This is a genomic window from Methylophaga sp. (genome assembly GCF_009711715.1).
Lineage (GTDB): Bacteria > Pseudomonadota > Gammaproteobacteria > Nitrosococcales > Methylophagaceae > Methylophaga.
In genome coordinates this window covers 182391-209306 of the sequence record NZ_VENF01000005.1, presented here as the reverse complement: position 1 = coordinate 209306, position 26916 = coordinate 182391, and the positions used below count along the sequence as shown (strand labels likewise).

Sequence of the window (26916 nt, the reverse complement as noted above, 5' to 3'; positions counted from 1 at the left end):
GTAAAAAAGCCATACACCGCAGGGCGATGTATGGCGCAGAAGTGTCGGGCTAATTACAGTGTTGCGAAAGCTTCCTTGGCGGCACTGATAGTAGCGGCGATTTCGCTGTCGCCGTGGGCCGCAGATAAAAAGCCTGCTTCGAAGGCGGAAGGTGCCAGATAAACACCCCGGTCCAGCATTGCATGGAAGAATTTCCTGAAACGCTCCTGATCGCTGGCCGCAACCTGCTCGTAATAGCTGACTTTTTTATCTTCGGTGAAGAACAGACCGAACATGCCACCGACATGGTTTGTGGTCATCGGCACACCGGCTTCATCGGCCGCCTGTTGCAGGCCGTGGACCAGTTTACTGGTTGCCGCACTGAGATCGTCATGGAAGCCCGGCTGCTTGATAAGATTCAGCGTGGCAAGACCTGCGGCCATCGCAATCGGATTACCGGACAATGTCCCTGCCTGATAAACCGGACCCAGGGGGGCAATATGCTCCATCACCTCACGTTTACCGCCGAAGGCGCCGACCGGCAAGCCGCCACCGATGACTTTACCAAAGGTAGTCAGGTCCGGAGTGACGCCATAGTGGGCCTGTGCACCACCTAATGCGACACGGAAACCGGTCATCACCTCATCAAAAATCAGCACAGTGCTGTACTGATCGCAGACTTCACGCAGGCCTTCCAGAAACCCGGGTTCCGGCGGGATACAGTTCATATTGCCAGCGACCGGTTCGACGATAATGCAGGCAATCTCGTCACCAATCTGCTCAAAACATTCCCGCACTGAATCCATATCATTAAAACGCAGTGTCAGAGTATGCTCAGCCAGCGCTGCTGGCACACCGGCAGAAGAGGGCACGCCCAGTGTCAGCGCACCGGAACCGGCCTTGACCAGCAGCGAGTCAGCATGACCGTGGTAACAACCTTCAAATTTGACGATCTTATCGCGGCCGGTAAAACCGCGCGCCAGACGAATCGCACTCATGGTGGCTTCCGTGCCGGAGCTGACCATGCGCACCAGATCCATCGAAGGCACCAGATCACAGACCAGATCGGCCATGGTGGTTTCAACCTCGGTCGGAGCACCGAAGCCCAGACCATGCTGTACGGCCTCAGTGACCGCATTCAACACTTCAGGATGCGCATGCCCGACAATCATCGGTCCCCAGGAGCCGATGTAATCCACGTATTGTTTGCCTTCGGCATCGGTGAGCCAGGCGCCTTTTCCTTCGCGGAAAAAAACCGGGTCGCCGCCGACACCTTTGAATGCCCGCACCGGTGAATTGACGCCGCCGGGAATATGCTTTTGTGCTTGTTGAAACAATTCGTGATTGGTTTGCATGCTGTTTCCTAAATCTCTCCGATAATCTGTAGAAGCAAGATATGCGATAATTCTAACTTATCTATGCAATAAGCAAATGATCATGAGTTTAAAATTACGATTGTTGATCATCGTGACCATCATTCTGTTGATTAACTTCGCTGCCGCGGGTTATCTGATGGTACAGAATGCCAGACAGGCGCTGGCGGAGGAAATGGCTTCCAGTACCCAGCTGGCCAAAGGGCTGCTGGTCAACGCGCTGCCGACGCTGCGTTTTTCCAATGATCTGAGTGAGCGATTGACACTGATTGTCGACAGCGTGCGCCATACCCGCCATATCCGTGCCTGGTTTGAAGACATGAACGGTCAACCTTTGATTGGTCAGGAAGATCAGGTTGGTTTTTTTAATAAACCCGATGCACCTGACTGGTTTATCCGGATGATGGAACCCGAGGCGGTGGCTTTCCGGCGACTTATCACCAAGGGCAGTAAGTCCTATGGTTACCTGGTGGTCGAGGCGGATCCCAGTGATGAGGTGACTGAAGTCTGGCAGGACATCAACACCCTGTTCTGGTTGGGATTGATTTTTCTGTTGCTGATTCTGGCGCTGATTTACCTGGCGCTCAGGCAGGGTCTCAAACCGCTGTCGCAATTATCGGACGCACTGGGGCACCTGGAACAGGGTGATTTTGCTGCACGAGTCGATACGACCGCGGTCAAAGAGCTGAACCCGATTCAGATTCGCTTTAACCACATGGCCAGTGTGCTGGAAAAAACCATGGCGGAAAACCATGCGCTGGCGGGAAACATGCTCAGCTTGCAGGAATCCGAGCGGCGGGATCTGGCGAGGGAGCTCCACGATGAACTGGCACCCTGCCTGTTTGGCATCCGTGTCGATCTGGGCGAAATCGAGCGACTCGCTGAAGAGAATCATATCCCGCAAATTGAGGAAAAGGTCGGCTCGGTCAAAACGATCACCAATCATATTCAGTCACTGGTACGCAAAATGCTCAGTCGCCTGCGGCCAATGACACTGGATGATCTGGGTCTGGCCGAGGCATTGCGCGATATGCTGCATAACTGGCGTGATCGACAGCCGGAGATCGACTGGGAGTGGGACTTTGTGGGGGATTTCCATGATCTGCCGGATACCTTGCAGGTCACGGTTTATCGGGTGGTGCAGGAATGTACCACCAACTGTGTACGTCACGCCAACGCCAGTCATGTGAAGGTGGAAGTGCGCCGGGATGGTGATGCGATGAAAGTCGCAGTCACCGATGACGGTAAAGGCCTAGACTCCAGTATGGTTCGCGGTTTCGGCCTGATTGGGATGCGTGAACGTGTCACCGCTCTGGGTGGCCGTATCGCATTTGATACAGAAGAAGGACACGGCCTGCAGGTGCGGGTATTAATTCCATTGAAAGGTGAAACAAACAATGAAACAGGCAGTAACGATATTGGTGGTGGACGATCATCCGATAGTTCGGGCCGGCTGTCGTCAGCTAATCCAGCAAATTCCCTCGGCTAAGGTTTTCGAAGCCGAAACCGGCGAGGAAGGCTACCGGCTGTTCCAGGAACAGTATCCGGATATGGTGTTACTGGATATCACCTTGCCGGGCATGGGCGGATTGGAAGTGTTGCGTCGTATCCGCGCCAACCGTGAAGATGCCAAGGTGCTGATGTTCAGCATGCACGAGGATCCGGTATTTGCCTCACGGGCGATGCAGGCCGGTGCCCGTGGGTATATCACCAAGAATAATGCGGCCGATCACCTGGTCGAAGCGGTGGAAAAAGTACTGGATGGCAAGATTTACCTGAGCCCGGATATGGCCCAGCAACTGGCGATGTTGAATATCGACGCCGGTACCAGCGCACTCAGCGATTTGTCACGGCGCGAGCTGGAAATTCTGCGTTTGCTGGGTGATGGCAAAAGCATGAATGAGATTTCCGACGTACTGTGCATCAGTTATAAAACGGTGGCCAACAATCTGACCCAGATTAAGAGCAAGCTCGATATCAACAAAACCGCTGAATTGATGCGCTTTGCCATCAGTCATGGCCTGTCTTCTTAAGCATTTAAGCAAGGCGAGAGAAACAAAGGAATAAATTCCCGTTTTATTGGGACAAGTCGCTCATCCCAGAAAGACTGGCGAACAGTAAAATTTGCAGCAAGTTATAGAAATTTTCAGCTTCTATAGTCTTATATTTCTCTCTCCTTCTATGAAGGTTTCGCCGGGTACCCTGTTACCCGGCTTTTTTTTGCCTGATATTCGCTTTTTGATAACGGTTCTTAATTGCGAATATATATTGTTTCCTATAAAATGCCTTCTCTTGTTACGATGTTGCTTTTACAATGCCGAACTACCGGTAAATATGGGATCTGATATCTATGCAATTGAAGCAGACGATAAGACGAGGCTGGCCTCTGGCGCTGATAATAGCGCTGCCGCTTACAGCGGGAGCCGGTGCTCTGGATGAGGCCATCGACACCCAGGTCGAGACGGATATCGCCGCACAGGAATCACAGGAAAAGATTGATAACCTGGCCGATGAAACTACGGATATGCTCGCCGAATACCGTGATATTTTGCGACAGACCCAGAGTCTCAAGGCCTATAATGACCAGCTGGAACAACTGGTCAGTTCTCAGCGTGATGAGCTGGATTCAATCAGTTCACAACTGGCGAACATAGAAACTACCCAACGCGACATCGTGCCGCTGATGACCAAGATGATTGAAGTCCTGGAGCAGTTCGTGGCACTGGATATTCCATTTCTGCAACAGGAACGTAATGACCGGATTGTCGCCCTCAAAACCATGATGGGCCGGGCTGATGTGTCAATATCAGAAAAATATCGCCGCATTATGGAAGCCTATCAGGTGGAAACCGAATACGGCCGCACTATCGAAGCCTACCAGGCCGATCTGGATAGCGAAACGGATAATCGTACCGTCGACTTTCTCAGAATCGGTCGTGTCAGTCTCTATTATCTGACTCTTGACGGTCGTGAGGCCGGTGTCTGGGATGCCGAGTCCGGTCAGTGGCAGACCTTACCTGATAATTATCTGCAACCGATTGCTGACGGTCTCAAAGTCGCCCGCAAACAATTACCGCCGGATCTGATGGTCCTGCCGCTGAAAGCCTCGGGAGGTGAACAGTGAAATCGTTAATCTCCCTGATTTTGATGCTGGGCCTGAGTCTGTCGCTGGCAGCACAGGACAAGCCGGCCAATCTTGATGAGCTGCTGGATCAGGTCAAACGCGACCGGGTGCTGGAACAACAGCAGAATAAGTTACGCGAAGCAGAGTTTGTTGAAGCCCATGACGAGCAGGCACGCCTGCTGGAGGAAGCCCGTCAGCAGCTGGCCGCTGAAGAACAGCGTACTCAGCGGCTGAATCAGGCTTTTAATGAACTTGAGCAGACCCTTGCCGAGCAACAGGCCCAACTGGATGAAAAATCCGGATCGCTGGGCGAACTGTTCGGCACCGTCCGCCAGATTGCCAGTGACAGTAACAGCGTGCTGCAAAGTTCAATGACCTCGGTGACCCGGAAAGACCGCCTGGCATTTCTGCAAAAACTCAGTGAAAGCAAGCAGCAACCGAGCATTGATGAATTGCGTCAGCTGTGGCTCACGCTGCAGGAAGAAATGACCGCCTCCGGCAAGGTCAAACAATTTGAAGCACCGGTCATCACGGTCTCGGGTGAGGTTGAGCAGCAGAATGTCACCCGTATCGGCGTTTTCACTGCCTTCAGTGATGGCAAGTTTCTGCGTTACCTGTCCGAAACCGGCAACCTGGTGGAACTGGCCAGACAACCGGTCGACCGCCTCAGAGAGCATATGATTGAGTTTGCCGATGCTGATGCCGGTGAGTTTATGCCGGCGGTGATCGACCCGACCCGTGGTGCAATCATGGCCCTGCTGGTTCAGACCCCAACGCTGAAAGAGCGCATTGAACAGGGCGGCTGGATTGGCTACATCATTCTGATTCTGGGGGCTGTCGGTCTGCTGGTGGCCTTGCTGCAGTTCCTGTCATTACAACGTGCTGGCAGTGGCGTCGCCAAGCAGCAGAAACAGAAAGAAATCAGCCAGAAAAACCCGCTGGGTCGAATTCTGTCGGTCTACAACCATAAACTCGCCCAGGATGTAGAAACCCTGCAGCTCAAGCTGGATGAAGCCATCCTGCGAGAAATGCCCAAGCTGGAAAGAGGCCTGATTACGCTGGCCATTCTGGCGGCGATTGCGCCCATGTTGGGCCTGCTGGGCACCGTCTCTGGCATGATCGAAACCTTCCAGTCGATCACGCTGTTCGGTACCGGTGATCCGAAACTGATGTCCGGCGGTATTTCGCAGGCATTGGTCACTACCGAACTGGGGCTGGCTGTCGCGATCCCCTTACTGTTGATTCACAGTGGTCTGTCGAGCAAATCCAATCGCCTGATCCAGATCCTGGATGAGGAAAGTGCCTCGATTGTGGCCCGCAACGCGGAAAGCCAGCATGGACAGTCTGACTAACGGCTTGTTTCAGATTCAGCTGCTGATGGAAAGCGGCGGCTTTGTGCTGTGGATTATTCTGCTGGCATCGATTTTGATGTGGTCGCTGATCATAGAGCGTTATATCTATGTCTTTTTTCAGCATCCGAAACAGGTCAAACAGCTGATTGACGAGTGGCACGCGCGCAACGACCGCACCAGCTGGTATGCGCATCAGATCCGCCAGGGCATGATCGCCGAAAGCCGGATTGAACTGTCACGTTATCTGATGTCGATCAAAACGCTGACGGTGGCGTTGCCCATGCTGGGGCTGCTGGGTACGGTCAACGGCATGATTCAGACTTTTGATGTCATGACTGTCTTCGGTACCGGTAATACGCGTGGTATGGCCGGCGGTATTTCGGTGGCCCTGATTACTACCATGGGCGGGTTGCTGACCGCTTTGTCCGGCCTGTATTTCAGTACACAGCTGAGTCAGCGGGTATCGCGTGAAGTCGATAACGTGGCCGATGCCTTGCGAAGAGATTAGGAACTAGAGATGAGAAACCGACACTCCCGCAGACAAAGCGGTGGCATTGCAGATATCAATATGACGCCATTGATTGATATGGTGTTTATTCTGCTGATTTTCTTCATCGTAACGACCTCCTTCGTCAAGGAGACCGGTGTCGATGTCAATCGGCCCACAGCCGAAACCGCGGTCAAGAAGGAACGCGCCAATATTCTGATTTCAATTAAATCGAATGGTGAAATCTGGATGGACAAACGTCAGATTGATCGCCGTGCAGTGCGGGCCAACGTCGAGCGTATGCATGCTGAGAATCCGGAAGGTTCGGTGATCATCCTTGCCGACGAGGAGGCCAAAACCGGCCTGCTCATCGAAGTCATGGATCAGGCGCGTCTGGCCGGTGTGGCCAACGTTTCCATTGCAGCCGAACGGGAATAAAAGCACGCGATGAGATTGGCGATAGGCATCATTCTGGCGCTGTTGGTGAACTTCGGCCTGTTTGTGCTGATGCAGAATATGATCAGCAACAAGGAAGTCGACAGACAGGTGACGGAAGACATTCGACTGCTGGATTTCGTGCGTCTGAAGCGCGAGGAAACGCCGCCGGAGACCAAACAACGCGAGTTGCCGAAAAAGCCGCCACCGCCGGAGGAACCTCCACCGCCACCGGAAACGCCAGCGCCGCAGACGGATAAACCGGAACCGCCCAAACCGCAGCTGGATGTGCCGCAAATCGATGTGCCGATGAACATCACCGGCGGCCCTTATCTGGGGGACTTTGCTAAAGCGCCCAAAGCCGCACCGGCACCGGCACCGCAACCGGTACAGGGGCCTATTATTGATAACGAAGTGGTACCACTGGTTCGGATTCCGCCGCAGTATCCGCGGGTGGCAGCAAGACGCGGTATAGAAGGCGTGGTGACAGTGCAGTTCATTATCACTAAAGACGGTACCGTCAGGGACGCCAAAGTGATCAAGGCGGAACCGTCCAATGTGTTCAATGACGAGGCGATTGAAGCCGTGCTGAAATGGAAGTTCAAGCCGAAACTGGTGGAGGGACAGCCGGTGGAAAGACAAGCCACCCAGGAAATCGAGTTTAAACTGTCACGATGAGAAGAAAGTTTATTATCTCACTGTTGCTGAGCCTGATGCTGTTGTCTCCTGTACAGGCACAGGAAGACGAATACCTGCTGAGCGAGAAAACCTACAAGCTGCTCAGCAAGGCTCAGGAGCAGATGGAAGCAGGGCAGTACGCCCAGGCAGGCAGACAGCTCAATGATCTGCTGACGCAGACGGAAGCCGGCAGTTATGACCGTGCTGTAGTCCAGCAGACTATTGGTTACCTGCATTCAGAGCAGGATCAGTATGACAAGGCCGCCGCAGCTTTCCAGCAAGCGCTGGATGCCGATGCGCTGCCTGAAGATGTTACCCACAACCTGCGCTACAACCTGGCCCAGCTGCTGATTGCCGATGGCCAGTACAGTAAGGGTATTTCGCTGATGGAAGACTGGCTGACCAGTGAGCGTCAGCCTGAAAATAGTGTCTATGTATTGCTGGCGACTGCCTATTATCGGGTAGAGAACTACAGCAAAGTTATTGAGCATATCAGCACCGCCATTAAAAACGATCGGGACCCGAAGGAAGACTGGTATCGCCTGCAATTGTCAGCGCATATGTCGCTGAAACAATACAAGTCGGCGATAAACGTACTGGAAACACTGATTACCCGCTATCCGCATCGTAAGATCTACTGGGATCAACTGGCTGCGCTGTATCAGCAGCAGGAAAAAGAGTTCAGCGCTCTGGCTGTTCGCATGCTGGCTGATCGCCTGGACCTGGGGGATGCCGAAACCCTGGTCAATCTGGCCGATATGTACCGTTATCTGCGGGTACCTTATAAATCCGGCAAGCTGCTGGAGCGGGCCATGAATGAGGGGGTAATTCCGTCTGATTTCAAACATCTGCAGAAACTGGCCGACAGCTGGCTGGCGGCACGGGAAGATGAACTGGCTGCGCAGACACTGAAGCGGATGCTGGCCAAAGACAACAGTGGTAAGACCCATCTTAAACTGGCCCAGGTTTATATCAGCACTGAAGACTGGCAGCAGGTGATTGATGTCCTGAGCCCGGTTATCGACAAACTGCAAGGCAATGAAAAAGGCCGCGCGCAGCTGCTGATCGGCACCAGTTACTTCCATCTGAATCAACTGGATCAGGCTAAATCAGCGTTCAGCCGGGCAATGGCGTTTGACAGTCAGTCTCGCCAGGCCGGCCAGTGGCTCCGCCACATCGATGATCTGCTGAAGAGAGAGAACGATGCCGAGACAAGCTGATCTGAACCAGCTCAAACAGGATCTGGTGCAGCATTACCGGTGGTTACGACATTACGGCTGTAATGACTCCCATAGCGGTAATGCTTCTTTTCGCTGGCATGACGAGGTCTGGGTGACCCCCACCGGCTGCTGTGCCGATACCCTAGCGCCGGAGGATCTTGTTCGCTGCCATATTGACGGCAGTTGCGAACAGGGTGCCTCGCTCGATGCGCCGCTGCATATTGAGGTTTATCGGAAAAATCCCTCTGCCCGTGCCTTGTTTCACAGCCATGGGCCCCATACCGTCGCTTTGACCCTGAGCGGGGAAGACTTTGTACCGGTCGATTTCGAGGGTCAGTACTATTTTCCGCTAGTGCCGGTGGTGCGAATTCCCTATCAGGATTATGTCGCCGAATCGCCGGCCATGGTAGCGAATAAGCTCAGCAATCATAAAATCACAGTGGTCCGCGGTCACGGCGTCTATGCCTGTGCAGAAACCATCAATCTCGCGTATAAATGGACTTGTTCGCTGGAGTTGTCGGCCAAAACAGCCTGGCTGGCGAAGCAGATTGACCACTGAGCTTTTGCTTAAGCCATCTTTTCGCAACAATTTCACGCTTCACTAGTCATAACGACTCATCAAGAAACACGCTGGAGTAAGATGATGACGGCTGAAAGCACGCTCAAAAAAAGTGCCATAACAGAGCAGCATTTTTTACGTACCCCCCTGTTGAACGGTGATGATCCGGCAGCCAAGCGCCGCGAAATCGCAAATTACTTCAACTTCACATTCGAGCGCTATGAATCCCTGTTCGACACATTGAGGTCCGATGAGGCTTTTTACCGCAAGTCGATTCCATTGCGCCATCCGTTGATTTTCTATTACGGTCACACCGCCACCTTTTTTGTTAACAAAATGTTGCTTGCCGGGCTGATTGATAAGCGCATCAATCCCAGGTTCGAATCGATGTTTGCTGTCGGTGTCGATGAAATGAGCTGGGATGATCTGAACGACGAGCACTATCAATGGCCTGCCGTGGAGGAAGTTACCGCCTACCGTCAGCAGGTAAAGGCGATGATCAACAGGGTGATTCTGAAAGCGCCATTGAAACTGCCGATTGACTGGGAAAATCCGTGGTGGGCAATTGTGATGGGTATCGAGCACGAGCAGATCCATCTGGAAACCTCTTCCGTGCTGATTCGCCAGCAGCAACTGGATCTGGTTCAGCCCCGATCCCAATGGCGTCCTTTCAAAGATAAAGGTAAAGCACCCAAAAACAGTCTGGTAGATATCCCAGCCGGTACGGTCCGCATCGGTAAAGATGACAGTGATAGCATTTATGGCTGGGATAATGAATATGGCCAGCATCAAGCTAAGATAGAGGCTTTTCAGGCCTCTCGTTTTCTGGTCAGTAACCAGGAGTTTCTGGAGTTTGTTGACGCGGGCGGTTATCAGGAATACGCCTGGTGGGAAGAAGAGGGCCTGGCTTGGCGCCAGTTTACGCAAGCCCAATATCCTACTTTCTGGATTCAGAACCAAAATGGCTGGCAGCTGCGTTTAATGACTGAAGTAGTCGACATGCCCTGGAACTGGCCGGTCGATGTCAATTACCATGAAGCCAAGGCATTTTGTAACTGGAAAGCTAAACAGACCGGTCAGCCGGTGCGTTTACCTACCGAGGATGAGTGGTACCGGATTTATGACCATTCTGGCCTGAGTGAACTGGATGACAAACCGGCTGTGGCTAACATTCACCTGGATTATGCAGCTTCCTCCTGTCCGGTGGATCAATTCGCCCATGGTGAGCTTTATGATGTGATCGGTAATGTCTGGCAATGGACCGAAACGCCGACTTATCCGTTTGATGGTTTCAAAGTCCACCCGATATACGATGATTTCACGACCCCGACTTTTGACGGGCAGCATAATCTGATCAAGGGCGGGTCCTGGATTTCCTGTGGTAATGAAAGCCGGCTGGCTTCGCGTTATGCTTTCCGCAGGCATTTCTTCCAGCATGCCGGTTTCCGCTACGTGGTTTCGGACAATGAAGTCGAACAGCACAGCTCGAATTATGAAACCGATCAGATGCTGTCGCAGTATGCTGAGTTTCATTACGGTGAAAGCTATTTCAATGTCCCTAATTTTCCCAAAACCCTGGCAGAAATTGCTGTCAGTGTGATGGGCGAACAGCCCAAAGGCCATGCGCTGGATATTGGTTGTGCGGTGGGCCGCGCCAGTTTTGAACTGGCAAGGCATTTCGATAAAGTGACCGGTATCGATTTTTCGGCGCGGCTGATTAATCTCGGTGTACAGATGGCGCAAAAGGGCGTTGTGCGTTACACCATCACCGATGAGGGTGATCTGGTTCATTATGAAGAGCGCCGTCTGGAGCAACTCGGTCTTGCCGATGTGGCAGATAAAGTCGAGTTTATGCAGGGCGATGCCTGCAACCTCAAATCGCTTTACCGCGGCTATGACCTGATTCTGGCAGCAAATCTGATTGACCGCCTGTATCGTCCTGCCCAGTTCCTGCGTAGTGTTCATGAGCGACTCAATGAGGGCGGTATTCTGATGCTCGCTTCCCCTTACACCTGGCTGGAAGCGCATACCGAGAAAGACGAATGGCTGGGCGGTTTCAAAAAAGATGGTGAGAGTTTTACTACGCTGGACGGTCTCAAAGCGATACTTGAACCGCATTTTGAATTGATTCGTGGCCCGGAATCAGTGCCGTTTGTTATCCGTGAGACCAGTCGTAAATTTCAGCACACCCTGTCTGAAGTGACGGTGTGGAAATTACGCCAGGACGCTCACAAGCCTGACACCAGTTAACAGAAAGTGTCTGAATTAATGGATTGCCCTTAAGCTGATGATGACGAGATACTGTCGTGTGACTCCAATCTTCCAGGGAAATGCGGATCCTAGACATGATGTTTGATTTTGATGCGCCGTTAGATCGCAGCGGCTCCAACAGCCTCAAATTCGATGCCCGCCAGGCTTATTTCGGCCGCGCCGATGTGATGCCGATGTGGGTGGCGGATATGGACTTTGCCGCGCCGCCAGCTGTAACTGAAGCACTGGTGTCACGGGCACAGCATCCGATTTATGGCTATACCTTATACCCGGACTCCCTGTATCAGTCTTTGATTGACTGGTGCCAGCGGCGTTACCAGTGGTCAATCAAGCGCAGCCATATTCTGATGTGTCCCGGCGTTGTGCCATCGCTGCATGCGGCGATTGAAGCACTGACTGAGCCCGGCGATAAAGTCATTGCGCAACCGCCGGTTTATTTTCCATTTTTTACAGCGGTCACTCAGACTGGTCGTGAACTGGTGACCAACCCGCTGAAACTTGAGCACGGCCATTACACAATGGATCTTGAGCATCTTGAGCAATGCGCCAGGCAGGGCGCAAGACTGCTGTTGTTATGCTCGCCGCATAATCCGGTCGGACGGGTCTGGCAGCGCCAGGAATTAATGGATTTGCTGGCTGTGGCGGCACGTTATGAGATGACCATCATTTCGGATGAAATTCATGCGGATTTAATCTTTCCGGGCCAGACCCACCTGCCGCTCGCTGATTTGTCCGACTCGGTGAATGTGCTGACAGCTATCGCACCGAGCAAAACCTTCAATATCCCCGGCCTCGGTCTATCGTCGCTGGTGGTGCCTCAAAAGGCTGACAGGAAAGCAATTAACCAGGTCTTTGACAGCTGGCATGTCAGTGCTGCTAATCCTTTCAGTATCACTGCCTATGAGGCGGCCTATCGGCACGGTGATGCTTGGCTCGATGCCTTGATGGCCTACCTGCAACAGTCACTGGATTCAGCCCGTCGTTTTATCGATGCAGAGTTGGATTTGATTGATTTAATCGTGCCGGAGGGCACCTATTTGCTATGGCTGGACTGCCGGCAAATGAACCTGGATAACCAGGCGCTGCGGGCATTTTTTATCGATAAAGCCGGCGTGGGCATGAATCCCGGCAATGTGTTCGGTGACGTCGGTAGTGGCTTTATGCGTCTCAATATGGGCTGCCCCCGAGCGCAGCTTGATATCGCGCTGGGCAAAATGGCTGACGCCCTCAATGACTTCACACGCTGATTTTCAGTGCATCTTTTCTTTTCCCTGCGCCGAAAAAGTGCATGAAAGTGTCATTTTGCTGAAAAAATGATGGGTTATCATAGCCTGCTGGTTGGCATAGAAGTTGCCATTTATTCAATGGTTTAGCTAAGTAAGCGACTTGTCGGAGGAGAAAATATGAGTGATGTTATCGGTTCGGCCGCGGGGGTGGTTTGGCAGTATCTGGCAGACAATGGCGTTGTCTCAGCCAGCAAACTGGCCAAAGACACCAAACTGGAAACCAAAATCCTGCAACGGGCACTGGGCTGGTTGGCCAAGGAAGATAAACTGTGTTTCGAACTTAAAGGCCGTAGCGAAATGATCAGCCTCAAGTAAACAGTTCTATTCGATAATCTCCCTTTTGACGCTAAACGCTCCGCGGATCTCGCCGAGTTTGAAGCCGGTAGCCATGTCATCAGGGTAATGCGTATCGATCCTTGCCTGGACCGGTTCGGCAATTTTGCTACCGTGGCAGGATAGACAGACTTTATCGGTCGGAATCGCTTTCATCATCCGCCACTGGGGCGTCGGGCCGGTCTCGACTTTTTCGCTGAAAGTCAGCTTCTGAATCGCTTCACCGCCTGCCAGACGGGTTTCGAATCGCTGCAGCACATCGGTTTCCCAGGCATCGGCCTCATTCGCCGGATTACGCACTTTAAGACTGGTGCGGTCGATCTCCAGGCCATATTTCTTGGAAATCTCAGCTGCGAGGCTCGGGGCAATGAGATTACAGACTGAAACCGCTTCGGCGGGACCGCCATCATTCATGGCAGCCAGCAGAGAGGATTTGAGACTGGTCGCCAGTTCCTTGATGGCCGCTTTGGCATCATCTTCAAAGGCCTGTTTACTGGTGTCCGCTTGAGCACCGACCATACCGGTAAGCAGCAGGGCCAGCATTAACGCAAAAGAACGCATGATAGGCATATCCTCACTCAGTCCGCAGAATCAATAATCCAACAAGCACCGGCGGACAGTCATCACAGGGGCGGAACATCCTCGCCACAACCAGGGCCTTGGTTAAAAAACAACCTGTGGATAAAGCCGGTGCAGACAGCTTTAACACTATCATCAGCGCAGCGTGCTGAGAAGTCCTGTCCTGACAAGCCGGTGTTTGTATGTCTAAAAATTATCCTTGGCTGTCTGCGAATAATGCTCATCTAGTCAAAGGCCGGCCCGGCTGAAACGCCGAATTTTTTTAACAAGCGGGCCATCGGACAGAAGCCACTGAAGGCGGCCTGCAGCATATTGGCGCCGACAAAAGCACTGAGCCAGAGCCAGTAAGTGTGGTGAAACTGTGATAGCAGCAGGCTCAATAAAATCATAGAACCGGCAAAGGCCATAACATAACGGTCAATATTCATCTGAAACCCCATGTTAGATAATAATTGAATACTAATATTGTATGCGCCGGCGATTCTGTCAAGCATCGATAATCAAATAAGCGCAAATGTTGTGTGTTAGGCTTTGATGCTGATAATCTTCGGTGGGAATAAATTCAACTTGATTTCTGAACGATGACAAATATCTACGATGCTTCGGCGATTGAAGTCCTGACAGGACTTGAGCCGGTCCGCAAGAGACCGGGCATGTACACCGATACAACCCGACCCAACCATCTTGCTCAGGAAGTCATCGATAACAGCGTGGATGAGGCTATAGCCGGTCATGCCCGCCAGGTTCAGGTTACCCTGCACAAGGATAATTCACTGGAGGTCAGCGATGACGGTCGCGGTATGCCGGTGGATATACATCCGGAAGAGGGGGTACCGGGTGTTGAGGTTATCCTCACCCGTCTTCATGCCGGTGGCAAATTCTCCAACAAGAACTACAAATATTCCGGTGGTCTGCATGGTGTGGGCGTATCTGTGGTCAATGCACTCTCCTCCAGGCTGGAAGTCAAAATCAAGCGAAACGGTATTGAGTACGCTACCGCCTTTGAAAGTGGTGTTTTAAAGGAGCCACTGGCAGAAATCGGCACGGTCGGTAAACGTAATACTGGCACCACACTGCGTTTCTGGGCAGATGAATCCTTCTTTGACAGCCCCAAATACTCTGTCGCCAGATTACGCCATGTGCTCAGAGCCAAGGCGGTATTGTGTCCGGGGCTGGTAGTCACATTCACCGATCTGAGCGGCAAGGAAAAAGTCGAAGATCGCTGGTGTTATGAAGACGGGCTTAAATCCTATCTGGCCTCGGCAATGACCGATGAACCCTGTGTGCCGGTCGCCCCTTTTGTTGGTCATATCAGCGAAGAAAACGAAGAAGTAGACTGGGCCATCATGTGGCAACTGGAACCCGGTGAGGTCTTGGCGGAAAGTTATGTCAACCTGATTCCGACTGCCCAGGGCGGCACCCATGTCAATGGTTTGCGTAGTGGTGTGCTGGATGCGTTGAGAGAATTCTGCGAGTTTCGCAACCTGCTGCCACGCGGCGTCAAGCTGACCCCGGAAGATGTCTGGGAGCGCTGCTGCTACGTGCTGTCGGTCAAGCTGGAAGATCCGCAGTTCTCTGGTCAGACCAAGGAGCGATTATCATCCAGACAATGTGCCGGCTTTGTTTCCGGTGCCGTCAAAGATGCTTTCAGTCTCTGGCTGAACCATCATGTTGAAGATGGTGAAAAGATTGCTGACCTGGCCATCAGCAATGCCCAATCCAGGCTTAAACAGGCCAAGAAAGTGGTGCGTAAACGGGTACAGTCGGGGCCGGCACTGCCGGGTAAACTCGCGGATTGTACTTCCCAGGACCCGGCCCGCACTGAACTGTTTCTGGTGGAAGGTGACTCTGCCGGGGGCTCAGCCAAACAGGGCCGTGACCGCGAGTTTCAGGCCATCATGCCGCTGCGCGGTAAGATTCTGAATACCTGGGAGGTTGAGCCCACCCAGGTATTGGCTTCGCAGGAAGTGCACGATATTGCGGTGGCAATTGGTGTCGACCCGGGTTCGGATGATCTGGCCGGGCTCCGCTATGGCAAAATCTGCATTCTTGCCGACGCTGATTCGGATGGCGCACATATCGCGACCTTGCTGTGCGCATTGTTTGTCCGCCATTTCCGGCCGCTGGTGGAAGCCGGCCATATCTGCGTGGCGATGCCGCCGCTGTATCGGATTGATGTCGGTAAACAGGTGTTTTACGCACTGGATAATGAAGAACGGCAGATTATTCTGGACCGTATCGAAAGAGAGAACATCAAGGGCAAGGTCAGCATTCAGCGTTTCAAAGGGCTGGGGGAAATGAACCCGCCGCAATTACGTGAAACCACCATGGCACCCGATACCCGTCGCCTGGTCAGGCTGACGATTGAGGCCGAAGACGACACCATGATGACGCTGGATAAACTGCTCGCTAAAAAACGTGCCTCGGATCGAAAAGCCTGGCTGGAACAGCACGGCGACCTCGCCGATCTGGCCGCCCTGTAAGCAACAAGAGAAAAGACCATGACTGCCATTGTCGATGATTTGGAACAGCTGTCACTGCGTGACTTCACGGAAAAAGCCTATCTGGATTATTCAATGTACGTCATTCTGGACCGGGCGCTGCCACATATAGGTGACGGCCTGAAACCGGTTCAGAGACGCATTATCTATGCGATGTCTGAACTGGGCCTGAGCGCCCTGTCCAAACACAAGAAATCGGCACGTACCGTCGGTGACGTGCTGGGTAAATACCATCCACATGGTGACTCGGCCTGTTATGAAGCCATGGTGTTGATGGCGCAGCCGTTTTCCTACCGCTATCCACTGATTGACGGACAGGGTAACTGGGGCTCTATTGATGATCCCAAATCCTTTGCCGCGATGCGTTACACCGAGGCCCGGCTGGCACCTTATGCCCAGGTGCTGCTGAGCGAACTGGGGCAGGGCACGGCGGACTGGGTGCCCAATTTCGACGGTACCATGGATGAACCGTCACTGTTACCGGCGCGCTTGCCCAATCTGCTGCTGAACGGCACCACCGGTATTGCTGTGGGCATGGCCACCGATGTGCCGCCGCACAATCTGCGGGAAGTGGTGGAAGCCTGTCTGAAACTGCTCAAGTCCTCCCGAACGACACTGGATGAGATTCTGGAAGATATCCAGGGTCCGGATTTCCCCACCGGGGCTGAAATTGTCTCCAGTCGTGAGGAAATCCGCCGCATTTATGAGACCGGCCATGGTTCGGTCAAGCAGCGCGCCTCCTACGAGAAAGAGGACGGTGAAATCATTATTGATGCTTTACCCTACCAGGTCTCCGGTGCCAGAATTCTGGAACAGATCGCGGCCCAGATGCAGGCCAAAAAACTGCCTATGGTCGCCGACCTGCGTGATGAATCGGATCACGAACACCTGGTCCGGTTGGTGATTGTGCCGCGTTCCAACCGGGTCGATGTCGACGGACTGATGTCTCATCTGTTTGCCACCACCGATCTGGAGCGCAGTCACCGCATTAATATGAACATGATCGGCATGGATGGCCGGCCGCAGGTCAAAAACCTGCGGGATATGCTGCTGGAATGGCTGGAGTATCGTGTCACCACAGTACGCCGGCGCTTGCAGTACCGGCTCGACAAAGTGCTGGATCGGATGCATGTGCTGGAAGGCTTGCTGATTGCCTATCTCAACATCGATGAAGTCATTGCCATCATCCGTCACAAGGATGAGCCCAAGCAGGTGATGATGGAACGCTTCGGCATCAGCGACCGCCAGGCGGAAGCCATTCTCGAGTTGCGTTTACGTCACTTGGCCAAACTGGAAGAAATGAAAATCCGCGGCGAGCAGGACGAATTGTCCAAGGAGCGCAAACAACTGGAACTGCTGCTGAGTTCTGATAATCGTCTGAAAACCCTGATTCGCAAGGAACTGACTGCGGATGCAGAAAAATACGGTGATGAACGCCGCTCACCCATTGTGGAACGCAAGGCTGCCAAGGCCCTGGATGCCACCGAACTGCTGCCGACCGAACCGCTGACCATCGTGCTGTCTGAAAGCGGCTGGGTGCGTGCAGCCAAGGGCCATGATGTTGATCCTGTATCGCTCAATTACCGTACGGGTGACCGCTATCTGACCTCAGTCAAAGCACGCAGTAACCAGCAGATTGTTTTTCTTGATGAGAGTGGCCGCAGCTATTCGCTGTCAGCACATTCGCTGCCTTCCGCGCGGGGGCAGGGCGAACCCTTGAGTGGTCGCCTGCAGTCGCCGCCGGAAGTCCGTTTTGCTGCGGTACTCGCCGTCGATGAAGGGGACAAACCGGTATTGCTCACTAACACCGCGGGTTATGGTTTTGTGACGACGCTGGATAATCTGCTGGCTAAGAACAAGGCGGGTAAAGCGGTATTTAATGTGCCGGATGGCGCCCAGATTCTACCCCCGCTGTTGCTGGATAACCCGGAACAGGATCAGATTGCTGTCGCTTCCGGTGATGGCCGTCTGCTGGTCTTCCCTGCCAGTGAAATTCCGACGCTCAACAAGGGTAAGGGGGTCAGGCTGATCAACATCCCGCAGGCACGCTTCAGTGCCGGTCAGGAATGGATGCAATCCGTGATTATCGTGCCACAGGAAAGCAGCCTGACACTGCATGCGGGGCGTCGACATCTGACCCTGAAACCGGGCGATCTGGCGCATTACGCCGGTGAGCGAGGTAAACGCGGACATAAACTGCCGCGCGGCTTACAGAAAGTGAGTGGGGTCGAAGTCGCTGATTAACGGCGCTAAACTTTAGATCGATTTATCAGTCATAGAGTTATGCAGGATTCAGCTTCCGCCCATTTTCCGGTCACTGCCGTATTGCTGAGAAAACCCAGTCAGCATCGCTGGTTGAAAGTGTCGTGGAAATTGCTGGGTTTTCTGCCCGGACTGGATGAAACCACCCTGCAGCAGGCAGCCAGCGAGGGCGAACTGGTTTATCTCACTGAATTGCAATTTCAACTCTATAAGCAACACTGCGATGCTTATTATCACAACCTGATGTCCGGTACACCCAAGGGCTATCTCATCTGCAGCGAAGAGGGCGATTCGCTGGCGCCGATGCTGGCCACCGTTGATTTTGATGAAGCGGCTTCTTTTATGGAAACCGATGAAGTCGTGCTTGATGCGCCACTGGCCGATGCCCTGTGTGTCTGGCTGGAGCATTTTGTGGTGGCACATTATCAACCGAGCGCGCCCAAAAAACGCCGTCGTCGCAAATGGCATGAGGCTGAAAAAGGGGAGTCACAATGAGCCGGGAACAGGAAGACAAGGGGTTTCTGAGCCGCTGGTCCAAACGCAAACTGGAAAAAGACACTGAAAATGCCCCGGACAGTTTGCCGGCAGAGACCACGACAAGCGCCAATGAAACAGACGGTAACAGCAGTGAGTCTGCTGTTGAGGCGCAGTCTGAAACGATACCGGTCTGGCAGCGCGAGGATGTCGACGCCGAGACCAAAAAAGCCGCGCTGCGTAGCTTGTTTCGTAAGCCTGAATTTAATGTCCGTGATGGTTTGAACGAATATGATGATGATTTCACCCGTTTTGCCGGGCTGGGTGATATCGTCACGCAGGACATGAAACGCATGCTGAAGCTGGCCGAGGAGAAAACCCGGCCGCCGCAAATGCCTGAAAACAAGGCTGCAGTGGAAACAGATCGCCAGCAAGATAACAACAAAGGCGATTACAGAGAGGATGAAGACTTTGCATAGAGCCGTGCTAGAAGCCGGGCAGATAACGATTGAGCCCCAGGAACAAGTCAGCTTCGAATCCAGCGGCCGTTGCCTGCTGATCGGCCCGGCCGACATCCTGAACCGGATCATGCCAAGGCTGTCTGCGCTCTCCCTGTATGGCTATGCCAGCGATGAGCGGGCGCTTGAGGCTGACGAATCTGTGACCGTTATTCGCCAGCCTTTGACAGAGTTGACTGGCTGGCTGGGTGCATTTCAGGCTCGTTTCGGTGAGCATGAGCTGACAGTCGATCTGGTGCTGGATCTGGGTGACACCCCGATGATTACGAGCAAAGTTCCGCCACTGGGCTATTTTGCTCCCGGTGAAGACCCGCAGGCGCTGGCTGAAGCCCTTCAGCAATTACCGGAACTGGTCGGTGAGTTCGATAAGCCGCGTTTTTTTGATTACAACCCGGATATCTGTGCCCACAGTCGTCGTGGTGTCAAAGGCTGTACCAATTGTATTGATGCCTGTCCTGCCGAGGCGGTCAGCAGCGGCGGAGATTTAATTAATGTCAATCCGAATCTGTGTCAGGGCTGCGGCAGCTGTACCGTGGTGTGTCCTTCCGGAGCTATCAGTTATGCCCTGCCGACGCTGGATATCAGTGTTAACCGGCTGCGGCAGATGATGCAGGAGTACGGCCATATTGAATCACAGCCGCCGCAGTTACTGATTCATGATGAAAATCTGGGGCTACAGCAGCTTGAGGCCTATGAGTATCCGTTAGCCGATGATGTGTTGCCGTTCTCAATAGAAGAAATCGGCGCACTGGGACAGCCTTTCTGGTTGACCGCCTTTGCTTATGGAGTGTCGCGGATACTCATCTGGGATGCGGGCAGCCATGAGGACCATGACTGGCAGGAATTGCAGCGCAGCATGCAGGAAAGCAATGCCATGCTGGCTGAGTTGGGTCTGTCAGATCGTCGTATTGATTATTTTCACAGCCGTGAGATAGAGGTCTTGCAGTCTTCCTTGGCTCAGTCCCCCCAGATTGTTGAGATTGAGCCCGCACGCTTTGCCGGTGTCAATGATAAACGGCGGATGACAACCATGGCACTGAGCCACTTGCATCACCAGGCACCGCAGCAGCCAGCATTGATGTCGCTGTCTGCAGACGCCGCTTTTGGTGAAATTACCGTCGACAAACAAGCCTGTACCTTGTGTATGTCCTGTGTGTCTGTGTGTCCGGTCGGTGCTGTCGTTGATGGGGTCGACCAACCGCAGCTGCACTTTATCGAAGACCTCTGCGTGCAATGCGGCCTGTGTGAGACGGCCTGCCCGGAAGACGCGATAGCGCTTGTGCCACGCTATGTTTTCGACAGAAACCAAGCCAGGCAGAAGCGCTTGTTACATGAAGAGCCGGTTTTCAACTGTATCCGATGTAACAAGGCGTTTGCGACCCAGAAAATGATCGACACCATGATAGGCAAACTCTCGGATCATCCGATGTTCCAGGGGCAGGCGCTGGACCGGCTGAAAATGTGTGAAGATTGCCGGGTCAAATCGATGTTTAATCAATAAATCAAGCATGACAAAAGAGAAGGTCTGAGACATGGAGCAGGATGCGTGGCGGGCACAACATTATGCACTGCTGGCAACATTACTGGCGGCGCCACCGGCACAGAGTCTGCTGGAAAATATAGCCGGAGTGGAGATAAGTGATCCGGATTCCGAAATGGGCCGGGCATGGCAGGGACTGAAACAGGCCGCCGGGGCTGCGCAGGCAGCGGAAACGGAACAGGAGTTTAATGATCTTTTCATCGGTCTGAGCCAGGGCGAGGTCATTCCCTATGGTTCTTTCTACCAGACAGGCTTTCTGCATGAAAAACCGCTCGCCAAATTGCGTCAGGACCTGGCTTTGCTGGGCCTGGAGCGGCAACAGGACAGGAAAGAGCCGGAAGATCATATTGCTGCGGAATGTGATGTGATGCGGATGATCCTCACTGCGCAGGGTACGCCGGTTATAGATGCCGCGACATTCTTCAGCAGACATATTTCTCCCTGGGCGAATCAATTTTTTGCGGATTTGGCTACCGCTGACAGCGCGGTTTTCTACCGCCATTTAGCCAATTTTGGCAGGATTTTCATGCAGGCTGAGGCGCAGGCGATGAAATAGGTAATGATTGACATATTTCATCAATAAACCCTTGATACGCCACATTAGCTGCGCGATACTCATAGTTAAAACTAATAAAGAGCAGGCATACCCTGTCTGCGTTGATTCACTGTTGAGGAACAACCTCGGCAATCGGTTTTCGGAGGCGTTATGAGCACGCAAGACAGTCGCTCACGCAGGGACTTTCTGTTCAAGCTGACATCAGCAGTCGGTGGTGGGGTCGCTTTGACGGCTTCATCAGGTGTCGTTCGGGCTACACCTACTGCCCGGCCATCAGATTCAGAAGCCAAACCGGCGCCCGCTCAAAAGGGCTATCAGCATACTGAGCATGTTGAAACATACTACCGCCTTGCCGATTTCTAAGCCTTGAGTGCCTGCTATGAAACTGACTAAACGAGAATCCGTTTCTTCCCCTCAATCGAACGGGGTTAATCGCCGTGCTTTTCTGAAGGGCTCGGGGATTGCTGCCGGCGGTGCGGCTTTTATGTCGATGTTGCCGCCAGCCATGATGCAAAAAGCCGAGGCGTCGGAAGAACAACGTATCAGCTACGCGGATGGTGAAATTTCCAAGAAACGCAGTGTCTGTACCCACTGCAGTGTCGGCTGTGGTGTTATTGCTGAAGTGCAGAACGGGGTCTGGACCGGGCAGGAGCCCAGCTTTGAACATCCTTTCAATCTGGGGGCTCACTGTGCCAAGGGCGCTTCGGTCCGTGAACATGGTCACGGTGACAAACGCCTCAAATATCCACTGAAAAAAGTGAATGGCAAATGGCAGCGGATAAGCTGGGAACAGGCGATTGAAGAAGTCGGTGACCGCATGCTGGCTATCCGCGAGCAGTCAGGCCCTGATTCAGTCTACTGGCTGGGCAGTGCCAAATACTCCAATGAACAGTCCTATCTGTTCCGTAAATTTGCCGCGCTGTGGGGTACCAATAATGTTGATCACCAGGCACGGATCTGTCATTCCACGACGGTAGCCGGCGTAGCCAACACCTGGGGCTACGGGGCAATGACCAACTCCTACAATGATATTCACAATGCCAAGGCCATTTTCATCATTGGTGCCAACCCGGCTGAAGCACATCCGGTCTCTCTGCAGCATATTTTCCGCGGTAAGGAACGCGGCGCGCCCCTGATTGTTGTGGATCCCCGGATGACGCGTACCGCAGCGCATGCGGACCAGTTTGTGCGCATTCGTCCCGGCACCGATGTGCCGTTTGTCTGGGGTATGCTCTGGCATATTTTCGGCAACGGCTGGGAAGACAAGGAATTTATCCGCCAGCGGGTTTACGGCATGGACGAGATCCGCAAAGAGGTGGCCAAATGGACACCGGCTGAAGTTGAGCGGGTCACCGGCGCCAAGGAAGCAGAAGTCTACAAGGCTGCCAAAACCATGGCCGACCATCGTCCGGGTACTTTTGTCTGGTGCATGGGCGGAACCCAGCACACAATTGGTAACAACAACACCCGTGCTTACTGTATCTTCCAGCTGGCGCTGGGAAATATGGGCGTCTCCGGGGGCGGCACCAACATCTTCCGCGGCCATGACAATGTGCAGGGCGCGACTGATTTCGGGGTGTTGTCACACAGTCTTCCCGGCTATTACGGGCTGACTGAGGGGGCCTGGAAACACTGGGCCCGGGTATGGGATATCGATTACGAATGGCTCAAAAACCGCTTTGACCAGCATGTTTATGAGCCGGAAGCCGGTATGGGTGAAGAGGGCCCTACCACCGCTGGTCAGTCGCCGATGTATACCAACGGTATTCCGGTCTCCCGCTGGATAGACGGGGTGCTGGAAGATAAGGAAAACATCGCCCAGAACGAAATCATCCGTGCCATGGTGCTTTGGGGTCATGCGCCCAATAGCCAGACTCGCGGTCCGGAAATGAAAGCGGCGATGGAAAAACTGGATATGCTGGTCATTATTGATCCCTATCCTACCGTCTCTGCTGTTATGAATGACCGTACTGATGGTGTTTACCTGCTGCCAGCCTGTACCCAGTTTGAAACCTATGGTTCGGTTACTTCTTCCAACCGGTCGGTACAGTGGCGACATCAGATCATCGACCCGTTATTTGAGTCATTGCCTGATCACACCATCATGTACAAGTTTGCCAAGAAGTTCGGTTTTGCCGATAAGCTTTGCAAACACATTCAGGTCAACGGTGAAGAACCGCTGATTGAAGACATTACCCGTGAATATAACCGTGGCATGTGGACAGTGGGTTATACCGGTCAGACACCGGAGCGCATGAAACTGCAGTCAGAGAATCTGCATACCTTTGACAAAACCACTCTGCGGGCACAGGGCGGTCCCTGTGATGGTGAATATTATGGTCTGCCGTGGCCTTGCTGGGGGACCGGTGAGATGAAACATCCAGGCAGCCCGATTCTTTATGACACCTCGGTACCGGTCAAAGACGGTGGTCTGCCGTTCCGCGCCCGTTTCGGGGTGGAACGGGATGGCGTCAACCTGCTGGCCGAGGATTCTTACACCGAAGGCTCGGAGATTAAAGACGGCTATCCCGAGTTCACTGCCGATATGCTTAAAGAATTGGGCTGGTGGAATGAGTTGACGCCGGAAGAACAAAAAGAAGCTGAGGGCAGGAACTGGAAAACCGACCTGTCAGGCGGGATACAGCGTGTCGTTATCAATCATGGTTGCGCACCCTATGGTAACGCCAAGGCCAGAGCCATTGTCTGGCAGTTTCCGGATCCGGTCCCGATTCACCGTGAACCGCTGTACACCAACCGTCGGGATCTGGTTGAGAAGTATCCGACCTATGAAGATCGACGCAGTTTTTATCGTCTGCCCACCCGCTATGGTTCAATACAGGCCAAGGACTTCAGCCAGGAATTTCCGCTGATTATGACCAGTGGACGACTGGTGGAATATGAAGGTGGCGGCGATGAAACCCGTTCCAACCCCTGGCTGGCTGAACTGCAGCAGGACATGTTTATCGAACTCCATCCGGCCGATGCCAATAATGCCGATGTCAAACACGGCGATATGGTCTGGGTCGATGGGCCTGAGGGCGGCTCGATTAAAGTGATGGCCTTCGTCACTGAACGGGTGGAACGCGGTACGGTGTTCATGCCGTTCCATTTCGGTGGCCACTACCAGGGTGAGGTGTTGCGGGACAAGTATCCGGAAGGCACCGATCCGCATATTCTGGGTGAATCCTGCAATGTCGTTTTCACCTATGGCTACGATTCCGTGACCATGATGCAGGAGACTAAGGTCTCGCTGTGTCGGGTCAGAGCAGCTTAAGTAAAGAGGTCAAATCATGGCTCGAATGAAGTTTCTCTGTGATGCCGAACGTTGTATCGAATGCAACGCCTGTGTCACTGCCTGTAAAAACGAGCATGAGGTGCCCTGGGGCATTAACCGTCGCCGGGTCGTGACCATTGATGATGGTCATCACGGCGATGAAAAATCGATATCGGTGGCCTGCATGCATTGCAGTGATGCGCCTTGTCAGGCGGTCTGTCCGGTAGATTGTTTCTACACCACACCTGAAGGGGTGGTGTTACATGACAAGGATATCTGCATTGGCTGTGGCTACTGTTTCTATGCCTGCCCGTTCGGCGCTCCGCAATATCCACAGGAAGGCGCCTTCGGTGCCCGCGGCAAGATGGATAAATGCACTTTCTGTGCCGGCGGTCCGGAAGAAGACAACTCGCAGGCCGAACTCGACAAATATGGTCGTAACCGCCTTGCCGAGGGAAAATTGCCACTCTGCGCCGAGATGTGCTCGACCAAAGCCTTGCTGGCCGGTGATGGCGATATTGTTGCCGACCTGTTCCGTAACCGGGTGGTGCGCCGCGGTGGTCGCCCGGATAACTGGGGCTGGGATACTGCTTACAAAGAACAGCTATGAAATATATCGTTCCATTTATCGTTTTGTTCGGACTCAGTGCCTGCTATGAAGATACTGATGTGACCATTCATGAGCCTGGTGTCTATAAGGGCAAGCCGGACAGTCATGTTGAATCCTATGAGGCGCGTGAGGATATTCTGGCAAAACGGTTCCAACAAGTTCAGACCGACCGCTAGCGGAGGCGATATGGCAGTGGCAGACTCGCTGAACAAACGCAAGAAAATGATGCTCTGGAGCGGTATTTTTATTTTGCTCGTCATCGTTTTGTTGCCAATGAGCGGCTATATCGTTACCGGATTGAATGAGTCTCAGCAACAATCAGCGGAACCGACCAATCCGCGCGCTGATACCTGGCGACAGGTGCGACAAGGCAACGAAGGTTACACCGCAGTCACCGGTCAGGAGGCCAATGAACTGATTCAGGGCTCGGGAGAAACCTGGCGGCAGGTTCGCAACGGCCCGATGGCCACTTATGGCAGTTGGTTTCTGGGCTTTGTGCTGCTGGTGATTATGGCGTTTTACATCATGCGTGGCCGGGTGGAACTGACCCATCCACGCACCGGCGAAACCGTCGAACGCTGGACGCTCAATGAACGCCGGCTGCACTGGACGACGGCGATTCTGTTTATCCTGCTGACCATAACTGGTCTCAGTATTCTCTATGGTCGTGCGGTTCTCATTCCGCTGCTCGGCTATCCCGGCTTTTCACTATATGCCGTAGGCGCCAAGTTTGTGCACAACACACTGGGCCCGGTTTTTATGATTGCGCTGTTTGCGATCCTGGTGAAATTTTTCAGGCATAACTTTTTCAATAAGGTCGACCTGGAGTGGTTTAAAGCCTATGGCGGCATGGTTGGGGATAAACATCCGTCTGCCGGCCGTATGAATGGTGGCGAAAAAGTCTGGTATTGGGCTTTGGCAACCGCCGGTTTAGCACTCTGTTTCTCCGGCCTGGTGCTGGATTTTCCCAATTTCGGCCAGGAGCGTCAGGTGATTCAACTGGCGCATGTGATTCACCTCACTACCGCATTGTTGCTGATTGCCTTCTCCTTTGGCCACATCTACATTGGTACTATCGGCACGGAAGGAGCGTTGGAAGGCATGACTACCGGCCAGGTTGATGTCGCCTGGGCTGAACAGCACCACGATCTCTGGTTGCAGGAGATGCGCGAAAAAAATACCGATTCCCCCCGTTCGTCAGAATAAATTTGCGCAAAAGTGCATAATTTTTGGTTGTCAACAACCATTTATGCACTTTTGAGCAAATTATTTCTCTAAAGAAATCAATTTTTTGTCCGCTTTCTGAGCGGACTACTACTTTTTAGTCATTTCAATGACTTATAAAAACCCCTAGGTTGAAGTTGGCGCATTGCGAAGCATTTAGCCGGAAAAATGTATGATTTTGGTACTTAAATCAGTGCCTGTCTGCACCAAAAAAAGACAAATGACTGTTTTACGGACAGTTATGCCGCCAATGCAGCTTCACAGCAAAACTTAGCCATGCT

Annotated in this window: 26 protein-coding genes; 23 read left to right on the top strand and 3 right to left on the bottom strand. The window is 53.1% G+C overall.

Annotated elements, in window-relative coordinates:
• Positions 1–53: 53 nt before the first annotated feature.
• Positions 54–1334: a glutamate-1-semialdehyde 2,1-aminomutase gene (hemL, locus tag FH755_RS05275; protein WP_292439334.1), complete on the bottom strand. Its 1281-nt coding sequence runs from the start codon at positions 1332–1334 to the stop codon at positions 54–56.
• Positions 1335–1416: 82 nt separating this feature from the next.
• Between hemL and FH755_RS05270 the strand changes: the two genes are divergently transcribed.
• The 12 genes from FH755_RS05270 (at position 1417) to FH755_RS05215 (ending at position 13079) form a co-directional block, all read left to right on the top strand.
• Entirely contained in the window at positions 1417–2841 is a 1425-nt protein-coding gene (locus tag FH755_RS05270; protein ID WP_292439332.1) for a LapD/MoxY N-terminal periplasmic domain-containing protein, read from the top strand.
• Entirely contained in the window at positions 2750–3385 is a 636-nt protein-coding gene (locus tag FH755_RS05265; RefSeq protein WP_292439330.1) for a response regulator transcription factor, read from the top strand. The genes FH755_RS05270 and FH755_RS05265 overlap by 92 nt, the downstream gene beginning before the upstream one ends.
• Positions 3386–3702: 317 nt before the next feature.
• On the top strand, positions 3703–4476 hold the full coding sequence (locus FH755_RS05260; RefSeq protein WP_292439328.1) for a DUF3450 domain-containing protein: 774 nt from the start codon (positions 3703–3705) through the stop codon (positions 4474–4476).
• Positions 4473–5828: a MotA/TolQ/ExbB proton channel family protein gene (locus FH755_RS05255; protein WP_292439327.1), complete on the top strand. Its 1356-nt coding sequence runs from the start codon at positions 4473–4475 to the stop codon at positions 5826–5828. Before FH755_RS05260 ends, FH755_RS05255 begins: the two co-directional genes overlap by 4 nt.
• On the top strand, positions 5812–6336 hold the full coding sequence (locus FH755_RS05250) for a MotA/TolQ/ExbB proton channel family protein (RefSeq protein WP_292439326.1): 525 nt from the start codon (positions 5812–5814) through the stop codon (positions 6334–6336). Before FH755_RS05255 ends, FH755_RS05250 begins: the two co-directional genes overlap by 17 nt.
• Positions 6337–6345: 9 nt before the next feature.
• Positions 6346–6753 carry a biopolymer transporter ExbD gene (locus tag FH755_RS05245; RefSeq protein ID WP_292439324.1) on the top strand — a complete coding sequence of 136 codons (408 nt, stop codon included), beginning with the start codon at positions 6346–6348 and terminating at the stop codon, positions 6751–6753.
• Positions 6754–6762: 9 nt separating this feature from the next.
• Positions 6763–7428, top strand: coding sequence for an energy transducer TonB (locus FH755_RS05240; RefSeq protein WP_292439322.1), 666 nt, complete (start codon positions 6763–6765; stop codon positions 7426–7428).
• On the top strand, positions 7425–8648 hold the full coding sequence (locus FH755_RS05235) for a tetratricopeptide repeat protein (protein ID WP_292439321.1): 1224 nt from the start codon (positions 7425–7427) through the stop codon (positions 8646–8648). Before FH755_RS05240 ends, FH755_RS05235 begins: the two co-directional genes overlap by 4 nt.
• Positions 8632–9207, top strand: coding sequence for a class II aldolase/adducin family protein (locus tag FH755_RS05230; RefSeq protein WP_292439319.1), 576 nt, complete (start codon positions 8632–8634; stop codon positions 9205–9207). The genes FH755_RS05235 and FH755_RS05230 overlap by 17 nt, the downstream gene beginning before the upstream one ends.
• A gap of 84 nt (positions 9208–9291) precedes the next feature.
• On the top strand, positions 9292–11457 hold the full coding sequence (ovoA, locus tag FH755_RS05225; protein ID WP_292439368.1) for a 5-histidylcysteine sulfoxide synthase: 2166 nt from the start codon (positions 9292–9294) through the stop codon (positions 11455–11457).
• A 95-nt stretch (positions 11458–11552) separates the two neighbouring features.
• Complete coding sequence (locus FH755_RS05220; protein WP_292439318.1) at positions 11553–12725, top strand: MalY/PatB family protein; 1173 nt, start codon at positions 11553–11555, stop codon at positions 12723–12725.
• Between the two features lie 156 nt (positions 12726–12881).
• Positions 12882–13079, top strand: coding sequence for a winged helix-turn-helix domain-containing protein (locus tag FH755_RS05215; RefSeq protein WP_292439316.1), 198 nt, complete (start codon positions 12882–12884; stop codon positions 13077–13079).
• A gap of 6 nt (positions 13080–13085) precedes the next feature.
• Here FH755_RS05215 and FH755_RS05210 read toward each other — a convergent pair whose 3' ends face one another.
• Together FH755_RS05210 and FH755_RS05205 are read right to left on the bottom strand one after the other, a co-directional pair.
• A complete protein-coding gene (locus FH755_RS05210; RefSeq protein WP_292439315.1) occupies positions 13086–13658 on the bottom strand; it encodes a DUF3365 domain-containing protein in 573 nt (190 codons plus the stop codon).
• A gap of 242 nt (positions 13659–13900) precedes the next feature.
• Positions 13901–14104 carry a DUF2892 domain-containing protein gene (locus tag FH755_RS05205; protein WP_292439314.1) on the bottom strand — a complete coding sequence of 68 codons (204 nt, stop codon included), beginning with the start codon at positions 14102–14104 and terminating at the stop codon, positions 13901–13903.
• Positions 14105–14257: 153 nt separating this feature from the next.
• On the opposite strand from FH755_RS05205, the gene parE reads away from it, so the two are divergent.
• The 11 genes from parE (at position 14258) to FH755_RS05150 (ending at position 26617) form a co-directional block, all read left to right on the top strand.
• Entirely contained in the window at positions 14258–16159 is a 1902-nt protein-coding gene (gene parE, locus FH755_RS05200; protein ID WP_292439313.1) for a DNA topoisomerase IV subunit B, read from the top strand.
• 18 nt (positions 16160–16177) lie between these two features.
• Entirely contained in the window at positions 16178–18421 is a 2244-nt protein-coding gene (gene parC, locus FH755_RS05195; protein WP_292439311.1) for a DNA topoisomerase IV subunit A, read from the top strand.
• A 39-nt stretch (positions 18422–18460) separates the two neighbouring features.
• Complete coding sequence (locus tag FH755_RS05190) at positions 18461–18934, top strand: DUF3305 domain-containing protein (protein WP_292439310.1); 474 nt, start codon at positions 18461–18463, stop codon at positions 18932–18934.
• On the top strand, positions 18931–19392 hold the full coding sequence (locus FH755_RS05185) for a DUF3306 domain-containing protein (protein WP_292439308.1): 462 nt from the start codon (positions 18931–18933) through the stop codon (positions 19390–19392). Before FH755_RS05190 ends, FH755_RS05185 begins: the two co-directional genes overlap by 4 nt.
• The gene (locus FH755_RS05180) at positions 19376–20932 is read left to right on the top strand and encodes a 4Fe-4S binding protein (RefSeq protein WP_292439307.1); all 1557 of its coding nucleotides are present in this window, start codon (positions 19376–19378) and stop codon (positions 20930–20932) included. Before FH755_RS05185 ends, FH755_RS05180 begins: the two co-directional genes overlap by 17 nt.
• A 31-nt stretch (positions 20933–20963) precedes the next feature.
• The gene (locus FH755_RS05175; protein WP_292439305.1) at positions 20964–21527 is read left to right on the top strand and encodes a molecular chaperone; all 564 of its coding nucleotides are present in this window, start codon (positions 20964–20966) and stop codon (positions 21525–21527) included.
• 150 nt (positions 21528–21677) lie between these two features.
• On the top strand, positions 21678–21890 hold the full coding sequence (locus FH755_RS05170) for a Tat pathway signal protein (protein WP_292439303.1): 213 nt from the start codon (positions 21678–21680) through the stop codon (positions 21888–21890).
• 16 nt (positions 21891–21906) lie between these two features.
• A complete protein-coding gene (locus FH755_RS05165) occupies positions 21907–24801 on the top strand; it encodes a formate dehydrogenase subunit alpha (RefSeq protein WP_292439301.1) in 2895 nt (964 codons plus the stop codon).
• A gap of 16 nt (positions 24802–24817) precedes the next feature.
• Positions 24818–25411, top strand: coding sequence for a formate dehydrogenase FDH3 subunit beta (gene fdh3B / locus FH755_RS05160; RefSeq protein ID WP_266236982.1), 594 nt, complete (start codon positions 24818–24820; stop codon positions 25409–25411).
• Positions 25408–25587, top strand: a complete 180-nt coding sequence (locus FH755_RS05155; protein WP_292439298.1) for a hypothetical protein — start codon at positions 25408–25410, stop codon at positions 25585–25587. The genes fdh3B and FH755_RS05155 overlap by 4 nt, the downstream gene beginning before the upstream one ends.
• A 10-nt stretch (positions 25588–25597) precedes the next feature.
• The gene (locus FH755_RS05150) at positions 25598–26617 is read left to right on the top strand and encodes a formate dehydrogenase subunit gamma (protein WP_292439296.1); all 1020 of its coding nucleotides are present in this window, start codon (positions 25598–25600) and stop codon (positions 26615–26617) included.
• The last annotated feature ends 299 nt before the right edge of the window (positions 26618–26916 follow it).